The organism is Marinomonas atlantica (genome assembly GCF_001639725.1).
GTDB classification, from domain to species: Bacteria; Pseudomonadota; Gammaproteobacteria; order Pseudomonadales; family Marinomonadaceae; genus Marinomonas; species Marinomonas atlantica.
This window is the reverse complement of sequence record NZ_LTAW01000004.1, coordinates 386,698-403,171: the sequence shown is the minus strand read 5'-3', so window position 1 is coordinate 403,171 and position 16,474 is coordinate 386,698. Positions and strand designations below refer to the sequence as shown.

Annotated in this window: 18 protein-coding genes; 10 read left to right on the top strand and 8 right to left on the bottom strand. The window is 43.8% G+C overall.

The annotated features are described in order from the left end of the window. Window positions 1-49: 49 nt before the first annotated feature. Complete coding sequence (locus AYW75_RS09455; protein ID WP_067098678.1) at window positions 50-598, bottom strand: DUF1285 domain-containing protein; 549 nt, start codon at window positions 596-598, stop codon at window positions 50-52. 156 nt (window positions 599-754) lie between these two features. On the opposite strand from AYW75_RS09455, the gene AYW75_RS09450 reads away from it, so the two are divergent. Beyond that, window positions 755-1,714: a methylenetetrahydrofolate reductase gene (locus AYW75_RS09450; RefSeq protein WP_067098675.1), complete on the top strand. Its 960-nt coding sequence runs from the start codon at window positions 755-757 to the stop codon at window positions 1,712-1,714. Here AYW75_RS09450 and AYW75_RS09445 read toward each other — a convergent pair. Next, window positions 1,706-2,722, bottom strand: a complete 1,017-nt coding sequence (locus AYW75_RS09445; RefSeq protein ID WP_067098672.1) for a glycosyltransferase family 9 protein — start codon at window positions 2,720-2,722, stop codon at window positions 1,706-1,708. The genes AYW75_RS09450 and AYW75_RS09445 overlap by 9 nt on opposite strands. Window positions 2,723-2,825: 103 nt before the next feature. On the opposite strand from AYW75_RS09445, the gene AYW75_RS09440 reads away from it, so the two are divergent. Beyond that, complete coding sequence (locus tag AYW75_RS09440) at window positions 2,826-3,539, top strand: 3-deoxy-D-manno-octulosonic acid kinase (RefSeq protein WP_067098670.1); 714 nt, start codon at window positions 2,826-2,828, stop codon at window positions 3,537-3,539. Between the two features lie 58 nt (window positions 3,540-3,597). On the opposite strand, the gene AYW75_RS09435 is transcribed toward AYW75_RS09440, so the two are convergent. The 5 genes from AYW75_RS09435 to AYW75_RS09415 form a co-directional block, all read right to left on the bottom strand. Next, on the bottom strand, window positions 3,598-5,955 hold the full coding sequence (locus AYW75_RS09435) for a fatty acid cis/trans isomerase (protein ID WP_231886178.1): 2,358 nt from the start codon (window positions 5,953-5,955) through the stop codon (window positions 3,598-3,600). 124 nt (window positions 5,956-6,079) lie between these two features. Next, complete coding sequence (locus AYW75_RS09430; protein ID WP_067098667.1) at window positions 6,080-6,670, bottom strand: hypothetical protein; 591 nt, start codon at window positions 6,668-6,670, stop codon at window positions 6,080-6,082. A gap of 67 nt (window positions 6,671-6,737) precedes the next feature. Continuing rightward, a complete protein-coding gene (locus AYW75_RS09425) occupies window positions 6,738-7,118 on the bottom strand; it encodes a YacL family protein (protein WP_067098665.1) in 381 nt (126 codons plus the stop codon). Between the two features lie 11 nt (window positions 7,119-7,129). Then, window positions 7,130-8,119: a ribosome biogenesis GTPase YlqF gene (gene ylqF, locus AYW75_RS09420; protein WP_067098662.1), complete on the bottom strand. Its 990-nt coding sequence runs from the start codon at window positions 8,117-8,119 to the stop codon at window positions 7,130-7,132. A 310-nt stretch (window positions 8,120-8,429) separates the two neighbouring features. Next, complete coding sequence (locus AYW75_RS09415; RefSeq protein ID WP_067098658.1) at window positions 8,430-9,011, bottom strand: ACP phosphodiesterase; 582 nt, start codon at window positions 9,009-9,011, stop codon at window positions 8,430-8,432. A 122-nt stretch (window positions 9,012-9,133) separates the two neighbouring features. On the opposite strand from AYW75_RS09415, the gene dbpA reads away from it, so the two are divergent. The 4 genes from dbpA (at window position 9,134) to guaD (ending at window position 13,640) form a co-directional block, all read left to right on the top strand. Then, window positions 9,134-10,501, top strand: a complete 1,368-nt coding sequence (gene dbpA / locus AYW75_RS09410) for an ATP-dependent RNA helicase DbpA (protein WP_067098655.1) — start codon at window positions 9,134-9,136, stop codon at window positions 10,499-10,501. A gap of 20 nt (window positions 10,502-10,521) precedes the next feature. Then, a complete protein-coding gene (locus AYW75_RS09405; protein WP_231886177.1) occupies window positions 10,522-10,875 on the top strand; it encodes a VanZ family protein in 354 nt (117 codons plus the stop codon). Window positions 10,876-10,942: 67 nt separating this feature from the next. After that, window positions 10,943-12,229 (top strand): glycerate kinase type-2 family protein, encoded by a 1,287-nt coding sequence (locus tag AYW75_RS09400; protein ID WP_067098649.1) that lies wholly within the window; start codon window positions 10,943-10,945, stop codon window positions 12,227-12,229. Window positions 12,230-12,332: 103 nt separating this feature from the next. Next, on the top strand, window positions 12,333-13,640 hold the full coding sequence (gene guaD, locus AYW75_RS09395) for a guanine deaminase (protein WP_067098646.1): 1,308 nt from the start codon (window positions 12,333-12,335) through the stop codon (window positions 13,638-13,640). 21 nt (window positions 13,641-13,661) lie between these two features. Here the strand turns inward: guaD and AYW75_RS09390 are convergent, their stop codons facing one another. Next, window positions 13,662-14,180 carry a hypothetical protein gene (locus AYW75_RS09390; protein ID WP_067038797.1) on the bottom strand — a complete coding sequence of 173 codons (519 nt, stop codon included), beginning with the start codon at window positions 14,178-14,180 and terminating at the stop codon, window positions 13,662-13,664. A 188-nt stretch (window positions 14,181-14,368) separates the two neighbouring features. Between AYW75_RS09390 and AYW75_RS09385 the strand changes: the two genes are divergently transcribed. The 4 genes from AYW75_RS09385 to AYW75_RS09370 all read left to right on the top strand — a co-directional run bounded on the left by AYW75_RS09385 (window position 14,369) and on the right by AYW75_RS09370 (window position 16,361). After that, complete coding sequence (locus tag AYW75_RS09385; RefSeq protein ID WP_067098643.1) at window positions 14,369-14,716, top strand: hypothetical protein; 348 nt, start codon at window positions 14,369-14,371, stop codon at window positions 14,714-14,716. A 198-nt stretch (window positions 14,717-14,914) separates the two neighbouring features. Next, entirely contained in the window at window positions 14,915-15,088 is a 174-nt protein-coding gene (locus AYW75_RS09380) for a DUF1328 domain-containing protein (RefSeq protein WP_067038801.1), read from the top strand. Window positions 15,089-15,255: 167 nt separating this feature from the next. After that, on the top strand, window positions 15,256-16,008 hold the full coding sequence (locus AYW75_RS09375; protein WP_197478930.1) for a MipA/OmpV family protein: 753 nt from the start codon (window positions 15,256-15,258) through the stop codon (window positions 16,006-16,008). An 86-nt stretch (window positions 16,009-16,094) separates the two neighbouring features. Beyond that, window positions 16,095-16,361: a DUF5062 family protein gene (locus AYW75_RS09370; RefSeq protein ID WP_067038806.1), complete on the top strand. Its 267-nt coding sequence runs from the start codon at window positions 16,095-16,097 to the stop codon at window positions 16,359-16,361. Window positions 16,362-16,474 lie beyond the last annotated feature (113 nt).

The window sequence follows — 16,474 nt, the reverse complement described above, 5'->3', positions numbered from 1 at the left end:
GGATGCGCATTATAGCGTAGGCGGTCTCTTCTCGGACACCAAAAATACACTACATTTCGTGAAAAATTCCAATCGTATAAGCCTTTCCAGCACTTGTTAATTGCACTAACTGAGTATCGCCATCATTTACGACCGATGCTTGCTCAACTAACTGATAAAACACATTACGATGAAAGCTTGCCCACATGCCATGTCGAACAGACACATAAGGCAAGAGCGCATCATCGTATTCAAACAATGCCACTTCAGCATCCACACCAAGAGTTAATGCATCATTTGTCTTAGTATAAAAACACCACACTGGATGACCTTGTTCATCAATACTTTCCTCATAACGAACGACCTGAAATGGTGCATCCTCTACTTCTATTTGAACTTTTTCAGACGGGGTAACAAGAAAGTAATCCTCACCTTCTCGCCATAAAATCCGACTAAACAAAGTCATCATTTTATCACGCTTGATCACTTGGCCTTCATGCACCCACTCGCCATTGGCTTTAATAACCATGTCCATTTTACCGCAGAACTCTGGGTGCCATTTTTCGACTGGAGGGTATCCATCATCCAAGGCGATCGGGTCTAAATTAATCGGTGGCACGAAACTTTCCTAATTATCAGATTAACGAAATTCAACTCAACAATAATATAATTCAACTTACAAAAGAGATCTTGAATTAGATTCACTGCTACACTATTGGCCATAGAGAAATAACTTACAGCATAGCTGATATAACTATTTTAAAAAGAGCCCCCAATGACGACTGAATTAGCACGAAAATTTCAAGACCCAAACCGTGGGGTTTACTTTATCGGAACAACACCACCGAAGAGTTCGATCGAAGATGATGATCAGCTTAACCAAATCGGTCAAAAACTGCTCGACCGCTTGGGACAGATTGAAGTAGATGGCCTCATCGTATACGACATCCAAGATGAGAGCAGCCGCATTTCAAAACCGCGCCCATTTCCTTACATGGAAACTCATAACCCCTTGGACTGGTCGAAACGCTTGCAAACTCTTGCGATTAAGCCTGTTATTACCTATAAAAGCGTATCATCACGCAGTGCTGATGAGTTCAATCAGTGGCTAGATACAGCTTGGAATGATTACGGTATTCGTGACATCGTTTTGGTCGGTGCACCATCTTCAGATGGTCAAATCGTTTTGCCCCTTTCCAAAGCTTACGAAACTCTTGCCAATAGCCAACATGATTTTAATTTAGGTGGCGTAACCATTGCTGAACGTCATGCTGCTAAAGGCAATGAGCATACTCGATTGATCAACAAAACGGTTGCTGGATGTGACTTCTTTGTATCACAAGCGGTCTACAACCCACAGGCAACTGTAGACATGCTGAGCCAATATGCTCGCACTTGTCGTGACAACGGCGATGAGCCAAAACGCGTGATTCTGACATTTACACCCTGCGGTAGCGTTAAGACATTAGAGTTTATGGAATGGCTTGGCATTTCAGTACCTGACGCGACGAAACACCGTATTTTGGATGCCGAGTTTCCATTGGATGAATCCATCAAAATTTGCCGCTCAGCATTAGAGCAAATCATTGAAGTAGCATTACCACTCGGCATTCCGCTTGGTCTAAACATTGAAAGTTTGACTAATCGAAAAGAAGAAATCGATGCGTCTATCAACCTATACAAGCTGCTTAAGGCCACACTTGACCTTAAGCTTGCGGAAGAAAACCTAGTTTAAACTAGAAGGCTTAATCACTTTTTGCAGCTGAGCAATAACTCGATCGGCTGCAATCAGCGACATAGCATTTGGATCATGCACTCTTGACGCCCACGGCAATTCCTCTACTGGCTTACCATATTCTTTCTCTGCGCAGGATTCATAAACACTGACGACCTTATCTAAATCTTTAAAGGGACCCGTACGCATAGGATTAGAATGTGCATACAAACCAATCACGGTTGTGCCAACCAACGTTGCCATATGCGCTGGCCCAGTATCAGGGCTGACAACACACTCCGCGTCAGCTAAAACCCTCAACATTTGCGGTAATGAAGTACGTCCAACTAGATTCACTACACCTTGTTTTACCAACGCCTGCGCTAGTTTTTTTTCGGAATCACTAGGGCCACCCGTTAAAACCACTTGTATTCCCTGCTCTTGCAACCATTCGATCACTGACTTATACCCATCTAGCGTCCAATTACGCTCCGCTTTGGAGGCGCTTGGATTAATCGCGACATAAGGACTTTTCAAAGCCGCAGGTTGCTTAGCTAGCGTCAGCGGCAAAGGTAACGTAACCTCAAAGACATCTAATTTAGCTGTTAACGATAAGAATGAGTCCAGCACATGACAAGAATGGGGTATAACGCCATATTCATTGACAAACCAATGCTGCTTTTCACGGGAATAGGCTTTTTGAAAGCCTATCTTTCGTGTTGCTTTTAGCATTTTCGTTAACAAACTGGCTCTTAAAGACCATTGCATGTGCAGCAATACATCAAACTTAGTCGTGACCAAAGACCGACGTAAAGCAAGCATGCCTTTTATACCAGACCGTTTTTCGTATACTCGCACGTCAATATTAGGTAACAAACGTATCAGCTGTGCTTCCAGCGGACCTGTAATCCAAGTAATTCGAGCTTTGGGATAACGCTTCTGAACCGCAGCAACGACGGCCATCGCATGACAAACATCCCCAAGTGCCGAGAGACGCACAACCGCGATGTTTTGAATTGTCTGGTCCATTTGTTCACCTGGGGCTGTTTATATATAAGAACTATTATAAAATAGACGCGTTCAAAAAGACCTTCATATTGCGTCATCTCATTCATTTTTTTAGATTAATTACATGCCAAGCATTCACCCGACCGCAAGTAGCGACATTGTTTTTATCAGCCCCAATTACAAAGGGGTCACAAAGGATTGGTTTCAACCCGAGTACTGGCAAGCACAAGGCAAACTTACCCATACTGCAACAGGGCGAGGTACCGTTTGGTTTATAGACACTCCGCAAGGTACAGCTGTTTTACGCCAGTATCGACGTGGCGGATTGATCGCAAAGTTTAATAAATTTAAATTCTTAGCTCAGCCAATAGAGCAAACTCGTGCCTTTAAGGAACTCGCTTTGCTGGAAACACTGCAGCAATTTGATCTCCCTGCCCCGCTCCCTATTGCAGGAATGGTGCGAAGAGAAGGCCTATTTTACCAAGCATGGTTGCTTACAAAAGTGATCTCTAAAGCCCAAGACTTATTTGAGGTGTTGCAACAACACACTTTAAGCATGGACACTTGGCGCCAAATTGGTCATACCATCAAACGCTTCCATGATAAGAACGTCTACCACAGTGACCTAAATTGTCACAACATCATGCTAGACCACGATAAAAAGGTTTGGCTAATCGACTTTGATAAGTGTGCAATTAAGACCCATCAGAACCGCTGGAAGAAAGATAACCTAGAGCGATTACAACGCTCATTTGAAAAAGAAGCCAATAAGCTCAGTGACTTTAAGTTTTCGGACCAAGCTTGGCAACATTTACTAGATGGATACCATAATAGCTAACAAAAAAGCTTTGCTGGAGAACCAGCAAAGCTTTCAGATAACACTCAATTAGTAAGTACTACCGATTTTCCAAACGATTGTAATCTAATATACCACTTGATAAAGGCTTCATTGCTTTGTTAAGACGGGCCATTTCGTCACTGGTTGCCCAAAACTCACGGCTGGTACGACGAACACCAAACTCATTCAATAGCTTAATGTAGTCTTTCTCAGAGCGAATATGCGCAACACTCTCAACAAAGGAGGAAACATCCTGTTCACGCATTTTTAACAGCACATTCGGATAATCACCCACAATCCCACGGGCCACTATTAAAGTGTCTTCTTCAGGCAAAAGCGTGGACTCCTCATTTAACAAGCTGGTGATATTTGAGTGAGCTCTGTTATGAATTATCGTAGCTAATTCAGCAGGTTTCTCACCTCGAGTAATCATTAGCATCGCAAGTTCTGGGAAAAACTCGGCACTCTTGCCTTGTAACTTTTGTAAACTCAAAAGCTGAGTTTGAGTTGCTTGACTCAACGAAGATTTTTGTAATTCATGATGATGATTCAATACTGGGCTTAACCGCTTATGGATCAACGATAGCAACTCTTTTTTCGGGTGGTCCGTCTGATAATCAATGGCGGAAGGTACATCAACTTTTAAAAGATCACTGAAAATATAATCTTTAATCTTTTGATCGGCATCTCGATACCAAAACTTACGGATCTCCTTACGCTCTTGAGCCGGCAAGAACATCAAAAAGTTCATCTCCCCTTCCATACGAAGAAAGTCCATATACAGACGAGTGATCAGCTGATGACCAACGTTACCAAAGACATCAAAGCCAGCGACTAATAAATAATGAATACGCTCTAAAAGGGGATAATCGATTACCCAAGCCGTTTTAGGGATAGGGCCAATCAAACCTTGCTCAACTGTCGCATTATCAAAGTGGCGCATGACGGTTAAAGCAGCGTTTGAATTTTTGCCTTCACCATCCCAAATCATCGACGTAGAAAACTTCATGCCATCTCGCCCCATTTTTTCCATCAAATCCGCTTTTGAAGATAGGTATTCTTTCTGCTTCTCAGAATATTTGACCCATGAAGAAATTGGCAAAGCATTACTGCTTTGCGAAGCGGGTAGACTCAATGCAGACGCATTTTCACGCAAGAAGTCACTACCGATATTATGTAAATCGAACTCAGGGTCGATAAAATACACCCAGAATTGTTCATTAATGACATTTACAGCAACCTGCCCCCGACACACTGGGCCTTTAATGAAAGACATAATAGTATTTTGAGCATGATCTAAAAGAAAACGGTAGCGGCTATTCGCTGGTATTTGCTCAAAGGTCTGGAAGGGGTTACTTGCATGCTCAACCTCGTAATCGGCCAACGACGTAACCTCATAATCAACATCGTAAAACCAATTAGACCAACGCTTGTAGCGAGCTTCATCCATTTTCATCGGGATAAACGTTTTTTGCACTCGGCTTTCCGGATCAAGCCATAAGCGGTAATAGACACGGTCTACCCCCGGATCGCCATAAGGACGTCGCGTACTTATTCTTTCAATTGGTTCACCTGGAGGTGTGCTTGAACGCACCAACTTAAAGGTATAACGTGCCTGATCATCAAAATATAAGCTATAAAGATAAATATGCTCAAAGATGTAGCGATTGACTAACTGTTCCTTGAGTGAATTACCATTGAGACGCTTCTCCCAAGTTTGTTTAAGCTTAATAATGCTGTTGGGAAGGTCATTAGGCACACTCTTTTTCGCACCCTTAGCCAGCCAAGTCGATAAAATGTCATATTCACTATCGCTTAACTCTGGTAAACCATATGGCATCCCCCACGTTGGATGAGATTGCTCAAAGTCGGAATATTCTTCAACGGTCGCACAGACTTGATCACGATTTAATGAGAAGTCGTATTGATCTGAGGGCAATACATCTGTTTGAAAAGCTCCTTGTTGTCGGCGCAGCGCAATGGATCGATACATTACACTGCCTTGAAGATTGCCTGCGGGGCTCTGCTCTCGCTCATTCAAAATGGGATAGAAGCCTTTCTCGCGCCATTCTTGAGTCGTTCGAGCATCTTCAAATAATCGTGTAGGCTTTAAAGCAAGAAGACGATCACCCTCATAAACCTTTTCTTTACTGCCGCCACGCTCAATACCACTGAACGCCGTCAATTTAATCTGACAAGGAGCGTCATAACAGGCATGGCAATTAATACACCGGCTTTCAAGAATAGGCTTAACTTGGTCTTGGTAAAAATTATCCGGAATGGCTTTAGATGTTACTTGGCGGTTTTCTATTTTGGCAGGACCAAACACATTATCTAAATTATTGGTCGCATAGACAGCACAACCCGACAATATGACTAAAAACAGTGCTAAAGACCATTTTGAAATCACTTTCATTCACTCATCCTAACCAGTTCATAGATTTTCAATACGTTTAAAAAAAGCAATTGGTTTACCTTTTGTACAAAAACAAAAAAGGGGAAGCAAAGTTCCCCTTTTACTAACACCTTAACTGAAAGGGTTATTTCGTTTCTTCTTCGTCATGAAATTCAACTAATTCAAAAGCGTCTTCGCCCATGTCTTCGTTGGCCAGTAATAAGGCATCCTCATAGGAGCTACCGAATTCGATGCGAGTAATGTCATATAGGTCGTATTCGTAAGTTTCATCGAACCAGCGTGCATCGGAACCAATTTCTTCCAACTCAAACGTCGTTGAATCTGCACGAACCACACGACCGATTTCACAGCCATCAGGATCGACCTCCTCACGATGAAGGGTTACTAAACCGTATTCTTCACTGACATCCATTAGCAGAACAGCCAAATCTTCAAGTTCTACTTCAGGATCCTCAATGTCTTCGCCACGTAGCTCTAGGACACGTTTTTGGAAATCATTAAACGGTGCAGGATGCATAAAATCGCTAATGTCTTCCAAAAATAGAACTTGATACCCATTCAGGTGAACACCATCGTCCACTAACTGCATCAGTACCATTTCTTCGTTTGCCGCAATAATAAAACCGTCAGTCCAATTATCTGGTCCGTCGATTTCTTCGCGAAAGATACGTACGACATTCTTACGCGTTCGGGCTTTTTCCAATTCGATGAGCATAATGGCTCCTACAAGGACATCATTAAAAACAGTGGCTAGTTTAAACCTTGACTACCAAAGGAACAACTCATTGCTGAAAATCATGCCAATTTTCAATCAAATCAATTAGATCATCCAAACCACATTCGGATTCAACACCATCATTTGAGGCTTGAAAAAAGCCACTTTGAGTATCAAACATGGCTTTGATTTCATCTTCTGCTTGGCTCATGTCAACGCGACGTTTAACAGCTACACCTTCTGGACTGATCATCACATGAAAAATACCATGCTGAAATTCGGTAATCTCATTGTCCTTTTCGGCTAGTGAAGCGGCTTGCCAAACACGTTGCACAGCTTCTTTATCTTTTAAATATTCGCTGACCCATTCAGCAATGGCGGCAAACTCAACGTCTGCAAAAACGCGGTAAGCGTTTTCTTCTTGATCAAATGCTATTTCATAGTCCATAGAGCAATACCTCACTCTTTATCATCGCTAACTGGCGCACTGTCATGTTTATTCTGACGGTATTCCACATTTTTTTGTTGCTGTCTTTGTGGCACAGCGGCCGCAAGACGTGCTTTACGAGCGGCTTCTTTGGCAGCTTTCACTTGCTCAACTTTAACCCACTCTTCTGCCACCATGTCAGGCGTCTCCATAACATAGGGACCAATCGCACCGCTTCGAACATCGACAAGAAATACTTCAGCCGCTTTATGCATATCGACTTTACCACCAGAACGCAGTGCTCCACGCTTAGAACCAATGATTTTTAAGGTCTCGACAGCATCAACTGGAGGCGTTTTAAGCTTATAGCGGGCCACCATGGCATCAGAGTAATCCGATATGAAAAAATTCAGACCAACAATGGCAACATCTTCATAGTCGATCGCGGTATCCCGCACTGCACCGGTCACAGCTAAACGATAGCTCGCATCAGGATTCTCAATCTTTGGCCATAAAATACCCGGTGTGTCTAAGATTTGAAAACCATCGCTGACACGTAACTTCTGCTGCGCTTTCGTTACCGCAGGCTCGTTACCTACTTTGGCAACACGCTTACCGAGCAAGGCATTCATTAAGCTGGACTTCCCAACATTAGGAATGCCCGCAATCATGGCTCGAATCGGCTTTTCTGCAGTGCCACGATGCGGCACAAGCTTTTGCACCCAACCTGACAATTTTGCTAAATCGGCTTTATCCTGCGTACTAAAAGGGTAAGCAGTAATTTGGTCAGCCTCACGCCAGTGCTCTAACCATAAGTCGACGCGACCACGGTCAGCTAAATCTTTTTTATTCAGCAAACGTAAAACCGGCACATCGCCACGCAATGTGGTTAACATTGGGTTTTGGCTCGAGTCAGGTATACGTGCATCCAGAACTTCGATGACCAGGTCTACTTGGGTCATGACCTCTTCGATTTCTCGTCGAGCCTTGTTCATGTGCCCAGGGAACCATTGAACGCTCACGTTCTCACCTCTTTGTTACGATTCAAAAATTGGCGCGCAGTCTACCACAAAGTTTAGTGCACTACGGCAAAAACTCCGTGTCGAATTTTAAAAACAAACCATTAAGGTAAAAGTCAAAGCAGAAAAGCCCTTTGAATCCTATCGAACCTTAAAGCTGACCTGCGTCAACACACGCAAATCGCTCCCCCCCTATACTGCAAAACATCCAGAAACCTTAGGTGTTTAGGCGCTTGAAGCTCTCTCTGGGTGTTCTCTCGATCGGGCTATCGCCCCTTAGGCCGCAGCGACATTTCGCTGCGGCTTTTCTTTTTTAAATCCCGTCTAAAACCCTTTTTTGTGCTGCGCTAATAACATCAGGGTACAATCGTTTAAACGGCTCATGAGCTTGCTCGAGTAGCACATCCAATTCATCAATAAAGGGGTCCAAATAATGCCCCAATGACCAGCGTTTCTGAATCGAATGAATTGCCCGCTCGACACCTTGGTAAGTGCCCAACTCCTTTAACCAATTATAGTCTTCTAATGACGTAATCATGCGCTGCAAACGTTCAGGACAATAGGCCTTATCTGCGATCAGAGCCAATACGGCCTCCGAAGCAAAACTATCAAACGGCTGTACGTCATAATCTGACCAATGGCGAATCAGCCAATAGTCCATCGCAATATCTTGTACGATTCCAGCGAAACGTCGACGACCTTGCCTTGGCATAGATTTAAAGCGAGCAGATTCAGTATGCGCGTCAACAAATGTGTCAACGGCTTGATGCAAACGCCACCCCTGCAATAACTTCGGCACACTTGGATCTGGCTGCCATGGAAAATCCCCTAACAAGCTTCCGGCATAGGAAGTTTGGGTAATCTTGGCTAAATGGAGGTGAGCGACATAATTCACAACAGACTCTTACAAATTTTAATCAGCATACTTGCAACCTATAAATAGTGACGATCAATAAAATTTGCTAGACTGCAGCAAATTTTAATCAATTGGATCATCTCTTGAACGCACCAACACCCATGCAGCTTTCTGAAACACTACCACCAAAACTTACCCAGCTTTTAGCAGATATGGGCATTCACTCCTTTACCCCTATCCAAGAGCAAGCTCTGCCTGACGTACTGGATGGCAAAGACGTGATCGCACAAGCACAAACAGGTAGTGGTAAAACGCTGGCCTTTGCGATCGGCTTGGTGATGCAATTGAACCCACGCTACTTTGGCTGCCAAAGCCTAGTCATGTGTCCAACACGTGAATTAGCCGACCAAGTTGCCAAAGAAATTCGTAAAGTGGCGCGTTATTTGGAAAACATTAAAGTTTTAACACTTTGCGGCGGCATGCCATTTGGGCCACAAATTGCTTCTTTAGAACACGGTGCTCATATTGTAGTCGGTACTCCTGGTCGCATTATGGAACATTTGCGCAAAGGTCATTTAGACCTAAGTGGCGTTAATAATCTCGTACTTGATGAAGCCGACCGCATGTTAGACATGGGCTTTATCGATAGTATTCGAGACATTGTTGAGATGACCCCTAAATCTCGTCAAACATTGCTCTTCTCTGCCACGTACAGTGACAACATCGCTAGCATTAGTAATGAGTTCCAACGTCAGCCTCGTTTCGTAAAAGTGGAAGTCGCAGAAGAAACGCGCCCAAACATTGATCAATACTTTGTTCGCGCAAACAACCCAGAAAAACCTAATCGTCTACTAGACACTTTAGCGCATTTTGAGCCGACTCAGGTCATTGTATTTTGTAACACAAAAGTAGAATGTGACGACGTTGCCGAGTGGCTAGTCGATCATGACATCAGTGCTTTAGCCATTCATGGTGATTTTGAACAAAAGCAACGTGACCAAGTGTTGGTGCGCTTTTCTAACAAAAGCTGTTCAGTATTAGTCGCAACCGATGTCGCCGCTCGTGGTATCGACGTCAAAGAAATCGATTTGATTATTAACTACGACACAACACGTGATACGGATGTACATACACACCGAATCGGTCGTACGGGTCGCGCCGGTGCTGAAGGTATCGCCGTTAGCTTTATTACCGACCGAGATGATCGAAAATTGGCTGACATCGCAACACGTTTTAATATTGAACCCGAGTTTTTAGACTTAAAAACGTGCCCAAGCAGCTATCAATTACAGCCTGAAGTGGCGACTATTTTGTTCGATGCTGGCAAGAAAAACAAACTACGCGCTGGCGACATTCTAGGTGCTTTAACAGCAGGCTTAGGCCTTGAGAAAAGTGCTGTTGGGAAAATTGATATCTTTGACTTTCAGGCCTATGTAGCGGTTGAAAAAGGCCAAGCCCGACAAATTGTGAAATCCCTTTCCGATAAAAAAATTAAGGGCCGCACCATTAAATCTCGCGTACTTCGTTAATCATGGTTTGGGGTCGATGGTTGTACAGTGCTCGCACGCAATACCTTGGTTTTACTGTAGGTGCAGCAACGGTATTATTAGCAACACTGTTACCGGTTTCAGAGATCGCGACACCACCCGGTTCAGATAAATTACACCATGTACTGGGCTTCGCTTTCTGGGCAAGCCTCTGTGCATGGGGTTCGAGCCTCCGTTATTTTGTCTTCGCATCCATCATCATTGCCCTAGGTGGTGCCATCGAGCTTATACAGCCCTTTGTTCATCGCCATGGTGAATGGAACGACTTCTGGGCCGATGCCGCAGGCGTTGTCCTAGCCTCATTGTTACACCTATTTATCCGCTATGTTAAAATGCGTGGTACAAATACTGCATAGTCTTACTTTGTATGTTCAGGCAACACATCAGTCATGCCTGACCAATGCTTACAGAGGGAGATTTACAATGACCAGCTCGACGACCGCCCACACACAGTTATTGCATTCACTGTTTGAAGCCGCATTGGATGTGGCACAACCTCATCGATGTGTTCCAAGACATATGCCCTGCCCAGTAAAAGGCAAAACCATTGTCATTGGCGCCGGTAAAGCGTCCGCCGCAATGGCGCAATCCTTTGAACAAAACTGGACAGGAGGTGAGATCAGTGGTTTGGTCGTCACTCGTTATGGCTACGCTGTGTCGTGCCAGCATATCGACATTGTAGAGGCCGCTCACCCAGTGCCGGATGCAAACGGCTTAACAGCCGCTCAAAATATCCTCAAAAGGGTTGCCAATTTAACCGAGGATGATCAAGTTGTCGTGCTCATTTCTGGCGGTGGATCTGCTCTCTTACCTCTTCCCTACGATGAAATCAGTTTATCCGATAAACAGACAATTAACTCTGCTCTGCTTAAAAGTGGTGCAAACATCATAGAAATGAATACGGTGCGTCGCCACCTATCACAAATAAAAGGGGGTCGTTTAGCCGCTGCCTGCTATCCAGCAAAGGTCAGCACTTTATTAATATCCGATGTCCCAGGAGACGATTTACCATCGATTGCCTCAGGACCAACGGTAGCCGACCACACCACCTGCCTAGACGCATTAGCGGTCATCGATAAATATCAAATCGACATTTCTAAAGCCGTACGTCAAAAGCTCGAACAAAGCGCCTACGAAAGCATCAAGCCTAACGATCCGTGCATCAAAAACACCGTTACTAAGCTCATCGCCACCCCCCAAATGGCGTTAGAAGCTGCGGCAAAGCGTGCCAAAGAATTGGGCATTCACAGCATGATTTTAGGGGACAGCATCGAGGGAGAAGCCAAAGAAGTAGGCAAAGTCATGGCCGGTATCGCTCGCCAAGTACGTACCTTTGGCCAACCCATCAAGCCACCTTGTCTGTTATTGTCCGGAGGCGAGACGACTGTCACCATTAAAGGGGATGGCGTTGGTGGTCGAAATGTGGAGTTCCTTTTATCCCTTGCCATTGAGTTACAGGGGCAGCCTGGTATTTCAGCCATTGCCTGTGACACAGACGGTGTTGATGGCGGTGCAGACATCGCTGGCGCCATGATTACGGAGCATTCTCTAGACGACGCCATCAGTAAAGGCATCAACGCTTCAGACTACTTAGCCAATAACGATGCTCATAGCTTTTTTGAAAAAATAGGCCAATCTGTGATGACAGGACCAACGCTCACCAACGTGAACGACTTTCGCGCTATCTTCATCGATTCTCTTCCTGAGTAGCACTGCAATACCACGCACCAAGCATTTGAAGTTGGTTCATCGATTGTGTATAAACGATCGGTCAAAGTTTTAACCATTCATTTACATCTATCATCGAGGCCTCATGGCATACATCAAAGCATGGCGATCTGCTATCCTCCACTGCATCGAAAACCCTACTGACGTCGGCTCTGAGAAGGCCTTTGAATATTATCCAGATGGTATTCTAGTCGTAACTGATGGCATCATCAGTGCTATTGGACATGCCTCGGAAATCCTTCTTGAGCTGCCCAATTCTATGGACATTGAGCATCATCCTGAGGCCTTGATCATTCCAGGCTTTATCGATACGCACATTCATTACCCACAAAGCGACATGATTGCTTCGTACGGGGAACAGCTATTAGATTGGTTAAATCACTACACCTTCCCTGAAGAGAGTAAATTTTCAGACAAAGAGTATGCCCGTGACGTAGCAGACCGTTTCTTAAAAGAGCTCCTACGTAACGGTACAACGACGGCATTGGTATTTGGTACGGTACATAAACAATCAGTTGATGCATTTTTTGAAGCAACAGAGTCGCTCGATCTGCGCATGATCTGCGGAAAAGTCATGATGGACCGTCATGCACCGGATGACCTAACGGATACACCTGAAAGCAGCTATCAAGACTCCAAAGCATTGATCGAGGCCTGGCATGAGAAAGGTCGCTTACATTACGCTGTTACACCTCGCTTTGCCCCGACTTCAACATCAGAACAGCTGTCCGCTGCAGGAAAACTACTCACCGAATACGATAATCTTTACTTACACACCCACTTGTCGGAAAACGTGCAGGAGTGTGAATGGGTACAGGCACTCTTCTCAGAGTCGAAACACTATTTAGATGTATACGACCAACATCAGCTTCTGAGTGAACGCTCCGTTTTTGCTCATGGCATTCACCTTTGTGACCATGAATATCAACGCCTGAGTGAAACCGGGTCGGCCGTTGCATTTTGTCCAACATCCAACTTATTCCTTGGTAGCGGATTATTCGATTTATCCAAGGCTGAGTTTCATAAACTGAATGTCGGCATGGGTACCGATGTGGGTGGCGGGACAAGCTTCTCTATGTTCAAAACGCTCAACGAAGCCTACAAAGTCATTCAGCTACAGGGGCAGAACTTAGATCCAATAAAGTCTTTCTATTTAGCCACTCTAGGAGGTGCCAAAGCACTAAGACTGGAACATAAGGTAGGTAATTTGGCGGTCGGCACAGAAGCAGACTTTGTGATACTAGACAAAACTGCTACACCGTTAATCAAAACCCGCTTGACGCGTTCTAAAGAGATTGCCGACACCTTGTTTGCATTGATGATTTTGGCTGATGATCGCGTCGTGAAGGCCACTTATTCAATGGGCAAGTGTGTTCACCGTAGAGAGGAATAATCACATTAGGCAACGGCAACGCTAGGGATAGAGTCTCACTATCCCTGTTTTGCCTTCCATATCACCGACCATCCAAATTTTTTCAAACGGATGGTTTTCTGGCACAGAAATATGGCCAATCAGTCCTTTAATATCGTCCTTGGTCCATTGTGGGTGCGCGTTTCGAATGACCAACCAAGTTCGATCCGAGCTGTAGCGCTTACCCGCTTTGTTTTGCAATATTCGATTCAGTGCTTTGAGCAAGCGTTCATCCGCCTCCTGATCCAGTGAATGAAGCTCACGCTTTGTTTGATCGGTTAAGTCCCGCCCGAGAATAGCCATAGCCTCTGCTTCCGAGCCATAAAGATGCGCTATCTCCAAATCCAGCTTCTCACCTTCAAGCACACATGACACATCTGGCCGCATAGGTTGATTATGCCAAATATGACGGATAGGCTTATGAGTGTTGGTTTCATACCAGCGCATAAATAACTTGGCTGCCTCGTGCTCCAACCTAATTTTCTCATGTTCACTACTATGACCTTGAGTGACTTCTAACATACTTACTCCTACCGAAGGCCAACACTGATCTCTTTATATCTATATTAGATGAGTTTAACGCCTTCTCAACTTTCAAGGTATAAGCCCCCCTAGGAGACACGTCATATATAATTAGTATTTACAGACCATCCCATAAAAACAACGATTTAGACACAGCGACAATTAAATTTTTTAACAGAGGCTAAAACATGCGTAAAACAGATAAAAAAATCGAAAATAACATCCGTGAAAGTCTCACTGAAGTATGTGATGAGTTACTTGAACTAAAAGTGGGCTTTGAATGGATTACTCATTTAGTTGATTTTCAGCGCTTCCCTCAGAGCTTAAAAATAGTCTGTATCTTTAACGATGATGAAACAGAACAGGCCTTTTTGAACAGTCCCCATTTTAATGACCTTAAACACGATCTGCTCATTCGCTTCAAAGCTATGGACATATCGCTAAAGGACATCGATAAGCATCTTTTTCTTGATAATGAAGCGGCCTGTCTACGCACTCATGAGGGAAAATGGGGAGATCGACTCAGAGCGCAATAATTAATTTGCGCCATTTCATGACGAAAATTTTATCATCAAACACAACATTATGAACTCACAGTAAAATTGTACACTTTCTTTACAGTCATGTTGTTTTATCCCCATTCATAACATGTTTCTTGCGCTTAATTCTTTTTTAGCTGCTCTATTCTGAAATTGTTCTAGAGAAAAACGCACACACTTACAGGAGAAAGGATTATGTTAGGCTGGTCGTTATTATTTTTAATTGTGGCATTGATTGCAGGCGCGCTTGGTTTCACTTCCATTGCTGGTGCTAGTATTGGTATCGCTAAAATTTTATTCTTTGTGTTCTTGATCTTGATGATCGTATCTGCGGTACTGCATGTTGTAAGAGGCAAAAAGCCCTTGTAGAGCCCCTACTGTAGAACCGCGAATTCAACTACTAAATCGCACACTAAAAAGCCCATGATTTTTTCAAATCATGGGCTTTTTTAATTAACGCTTTATTTGTCACTTTTGATCAAGCACATTCACGTAGGATAGAGTTACTTATAAATTCAAATAGCAAGGCAATGGATATGACTTTACGCAAGCGCTTCGGACTATTATCTCTCACACCGGCGGTGTTGCTCACTTTCACTGCAAATGGCTACGCCACTGAATGGAATGCATCATTAGGCGCGACAGGGTTATGGCAGCAAAGCCATGTTGTCGGCGAAGACGATCGTAAGAAAATTTTACCTTACATTAATCTAGCATACGAAAAATTCAGCGTTAGTACAGGTGGTATAGGGTTTACCCAACCGCTCAATGAGCGCAATAAAATCAGTGCTTTAGTTACTTTGCGCCACTCTCCGATCGATGTTGATGACAATAATGCATTGCGAAATTTTCGAGAGCGCGACAACGCAACGGAATTAACCCTAAAATGGTCAACGTCTTTATCATCCCTCAATATTGACTCCAGTCTTGCAACAGACATCAGTGACAAGCATCAAGGCTATGAAGCCAAAGTGAAATTGTCCAAACCCTTTAAAACCCAACTGGGTATGTTTATTCCAGCATTTGTGGTTGGCTATCAATCTGACAAACTTGTCGACTATTACTATGGCGTAAGCCAGCAAGAGTCTAGCAATGGATTTGCTGCCTACGAAGGTGATGATACGGTCGTAAGCCGATTAGCATTAACGCATATCTTTCCGTTAGGCGATCATTGGCAAACCATCACCAATGTTGGCTACACTAATTTGGGCAGCGGCATTAAAGACAGCCCTATTGTAGAGCGCTCTGATATGTGGGGCGGGAGCTTAACAGTCGCTTATAAATTTTAATAGAATCAATGAATTGTCATGAGATTGCTGTGTTGCATAAACGACTTTTGCTTTAGACTGCTAAGAACGCCATAACTGAGGTGCTTATGAAAAAACTGAAGAATGAAGCTCAACTCATTAAAAAAGCCATGCAAGTAGGCGAAACCTACGCACAGAATCGTGGTTACGCAGCTTTCTCTGCACAAACATCGGCTAATAAAAAAGTAGAATCGCTGTATCGTTTGCTGGTGCAAGATAAACTTGTGGTCGCTTTACCACCCGATAAAGAAGACCTACCAAGCATGAAACACAAGCTGGCTATTTGGATCGACAAAATGCTGCCAGAAGATCACCCTCTTAAAGCCACAGGTTAGATCACTTCACATTATACAAAGCAAAAAATGGGCGATTAATGGCCCATTTTTTATACGCCAAGATGAGTACATAGTTAACATCTGTAATAAAGATCATCTATCACGACATAAGA

Excerpts from the sequence above, each read along its gene's own strand:
- AYW75_RS09450 (WP_067098675.1), top strand. The coding sequence starts at position 755 with ATGACGACTGAATTAGCACGAAAATTTCAAGACCCAAACCGTGGGGTT.
- AYW75_RS09445 (WP_067098672.1), bottom strand. The coding sequence starts at position 2,722 with ATGGACCAGACAATTCAAAACATCGCGGTTGTGCGTCTCTCGGCACTT.
- AYW75_RS09440 (WP_067098670.1), top strand. The coding sequence starts at position 2,826 with ATGCCAAGCATTCACCCGACCGCAAGTAGCGACATTGTTTTTATCAGC.
- AYW75_RS09435 (WP_231886178.1), bottom strand. The coding sequence starts at position 5,955 with ATGAAAGTGATTTCAAAATGGTCTTTAGCACTGTTTTTAGTCATATTG.
- AYW75_RS09430 (WP_067098667.1), bottom strand. The coding sequence starts at position 6,670 with ATGCTCATCGAATTGGAAAAAGCCCGAACGCGTAAGAATGTCGTACGT.
- AYW75_RS09425 (WP_067098665.1), bottom strand. The coding sequence starts at position 7,118 with ATGGACTATGAAATAGCATTTGATCAAGAAGAAAACGCTTACCGCGTT.
- dbpA (WP_067098655.1), top strand. The coding sequence starts at position 9,134 with ATGCAGCTTTCTGAAACACTACCACCAAAACTTACCCAGCTTTTAGCA.
- AYW75_RS09400 (WP_067098649.1), top strand. The coding sequence starts at position 10,943 with ATGACCAGCTCGACGACCGCCCACACACAGTTATTGCATTCACTGTTT.
- guaD (WP_067098646.1), top strand. The coding sequence starts at position 12,333 with ATGGCATACATCAAAGCATGGCGATCTGCTATCCTCCACTGCATCGAA.
- AYW75_RS09390 (WP_067038797.1), bottom strand. The coding sequence starts at position 14,180 with ATGTTAGAAGTCACTCAAGGTCATAGTAGTGAACATGAGAAAATTAGG.
- AYW75_RS09385 (WP_067098643.1), top strand. The coding sequence starts at position 14,369 with ATGCGTAAAACAGATAAAAAAATCGAAAATAACATCCGTGAAAGTCTC.
- AYW75_RS09380 (WP_067038801.1), top strand. The coding sequence starts at position 14,915 with ATGTTAGGCTGGTCGTTATTATTTTTAATTGTGGCATTGATTGCAGGC.
- AYW75_RS09375 (WP_197478930.1), top strand. The coding sequence starts at position 15,256 with ATGACTTTACGCAAGCGCTTCGGACTATTATCTCTCACACCGGCGGTG.
- AYW75_RS09370 (WP_067038806.1), top strand. The coding sequence starts at position 16,095 with ATGAAAAAACTGAAGAATGAAGCTCAACTCATTAAAAAAGCCATGCAA.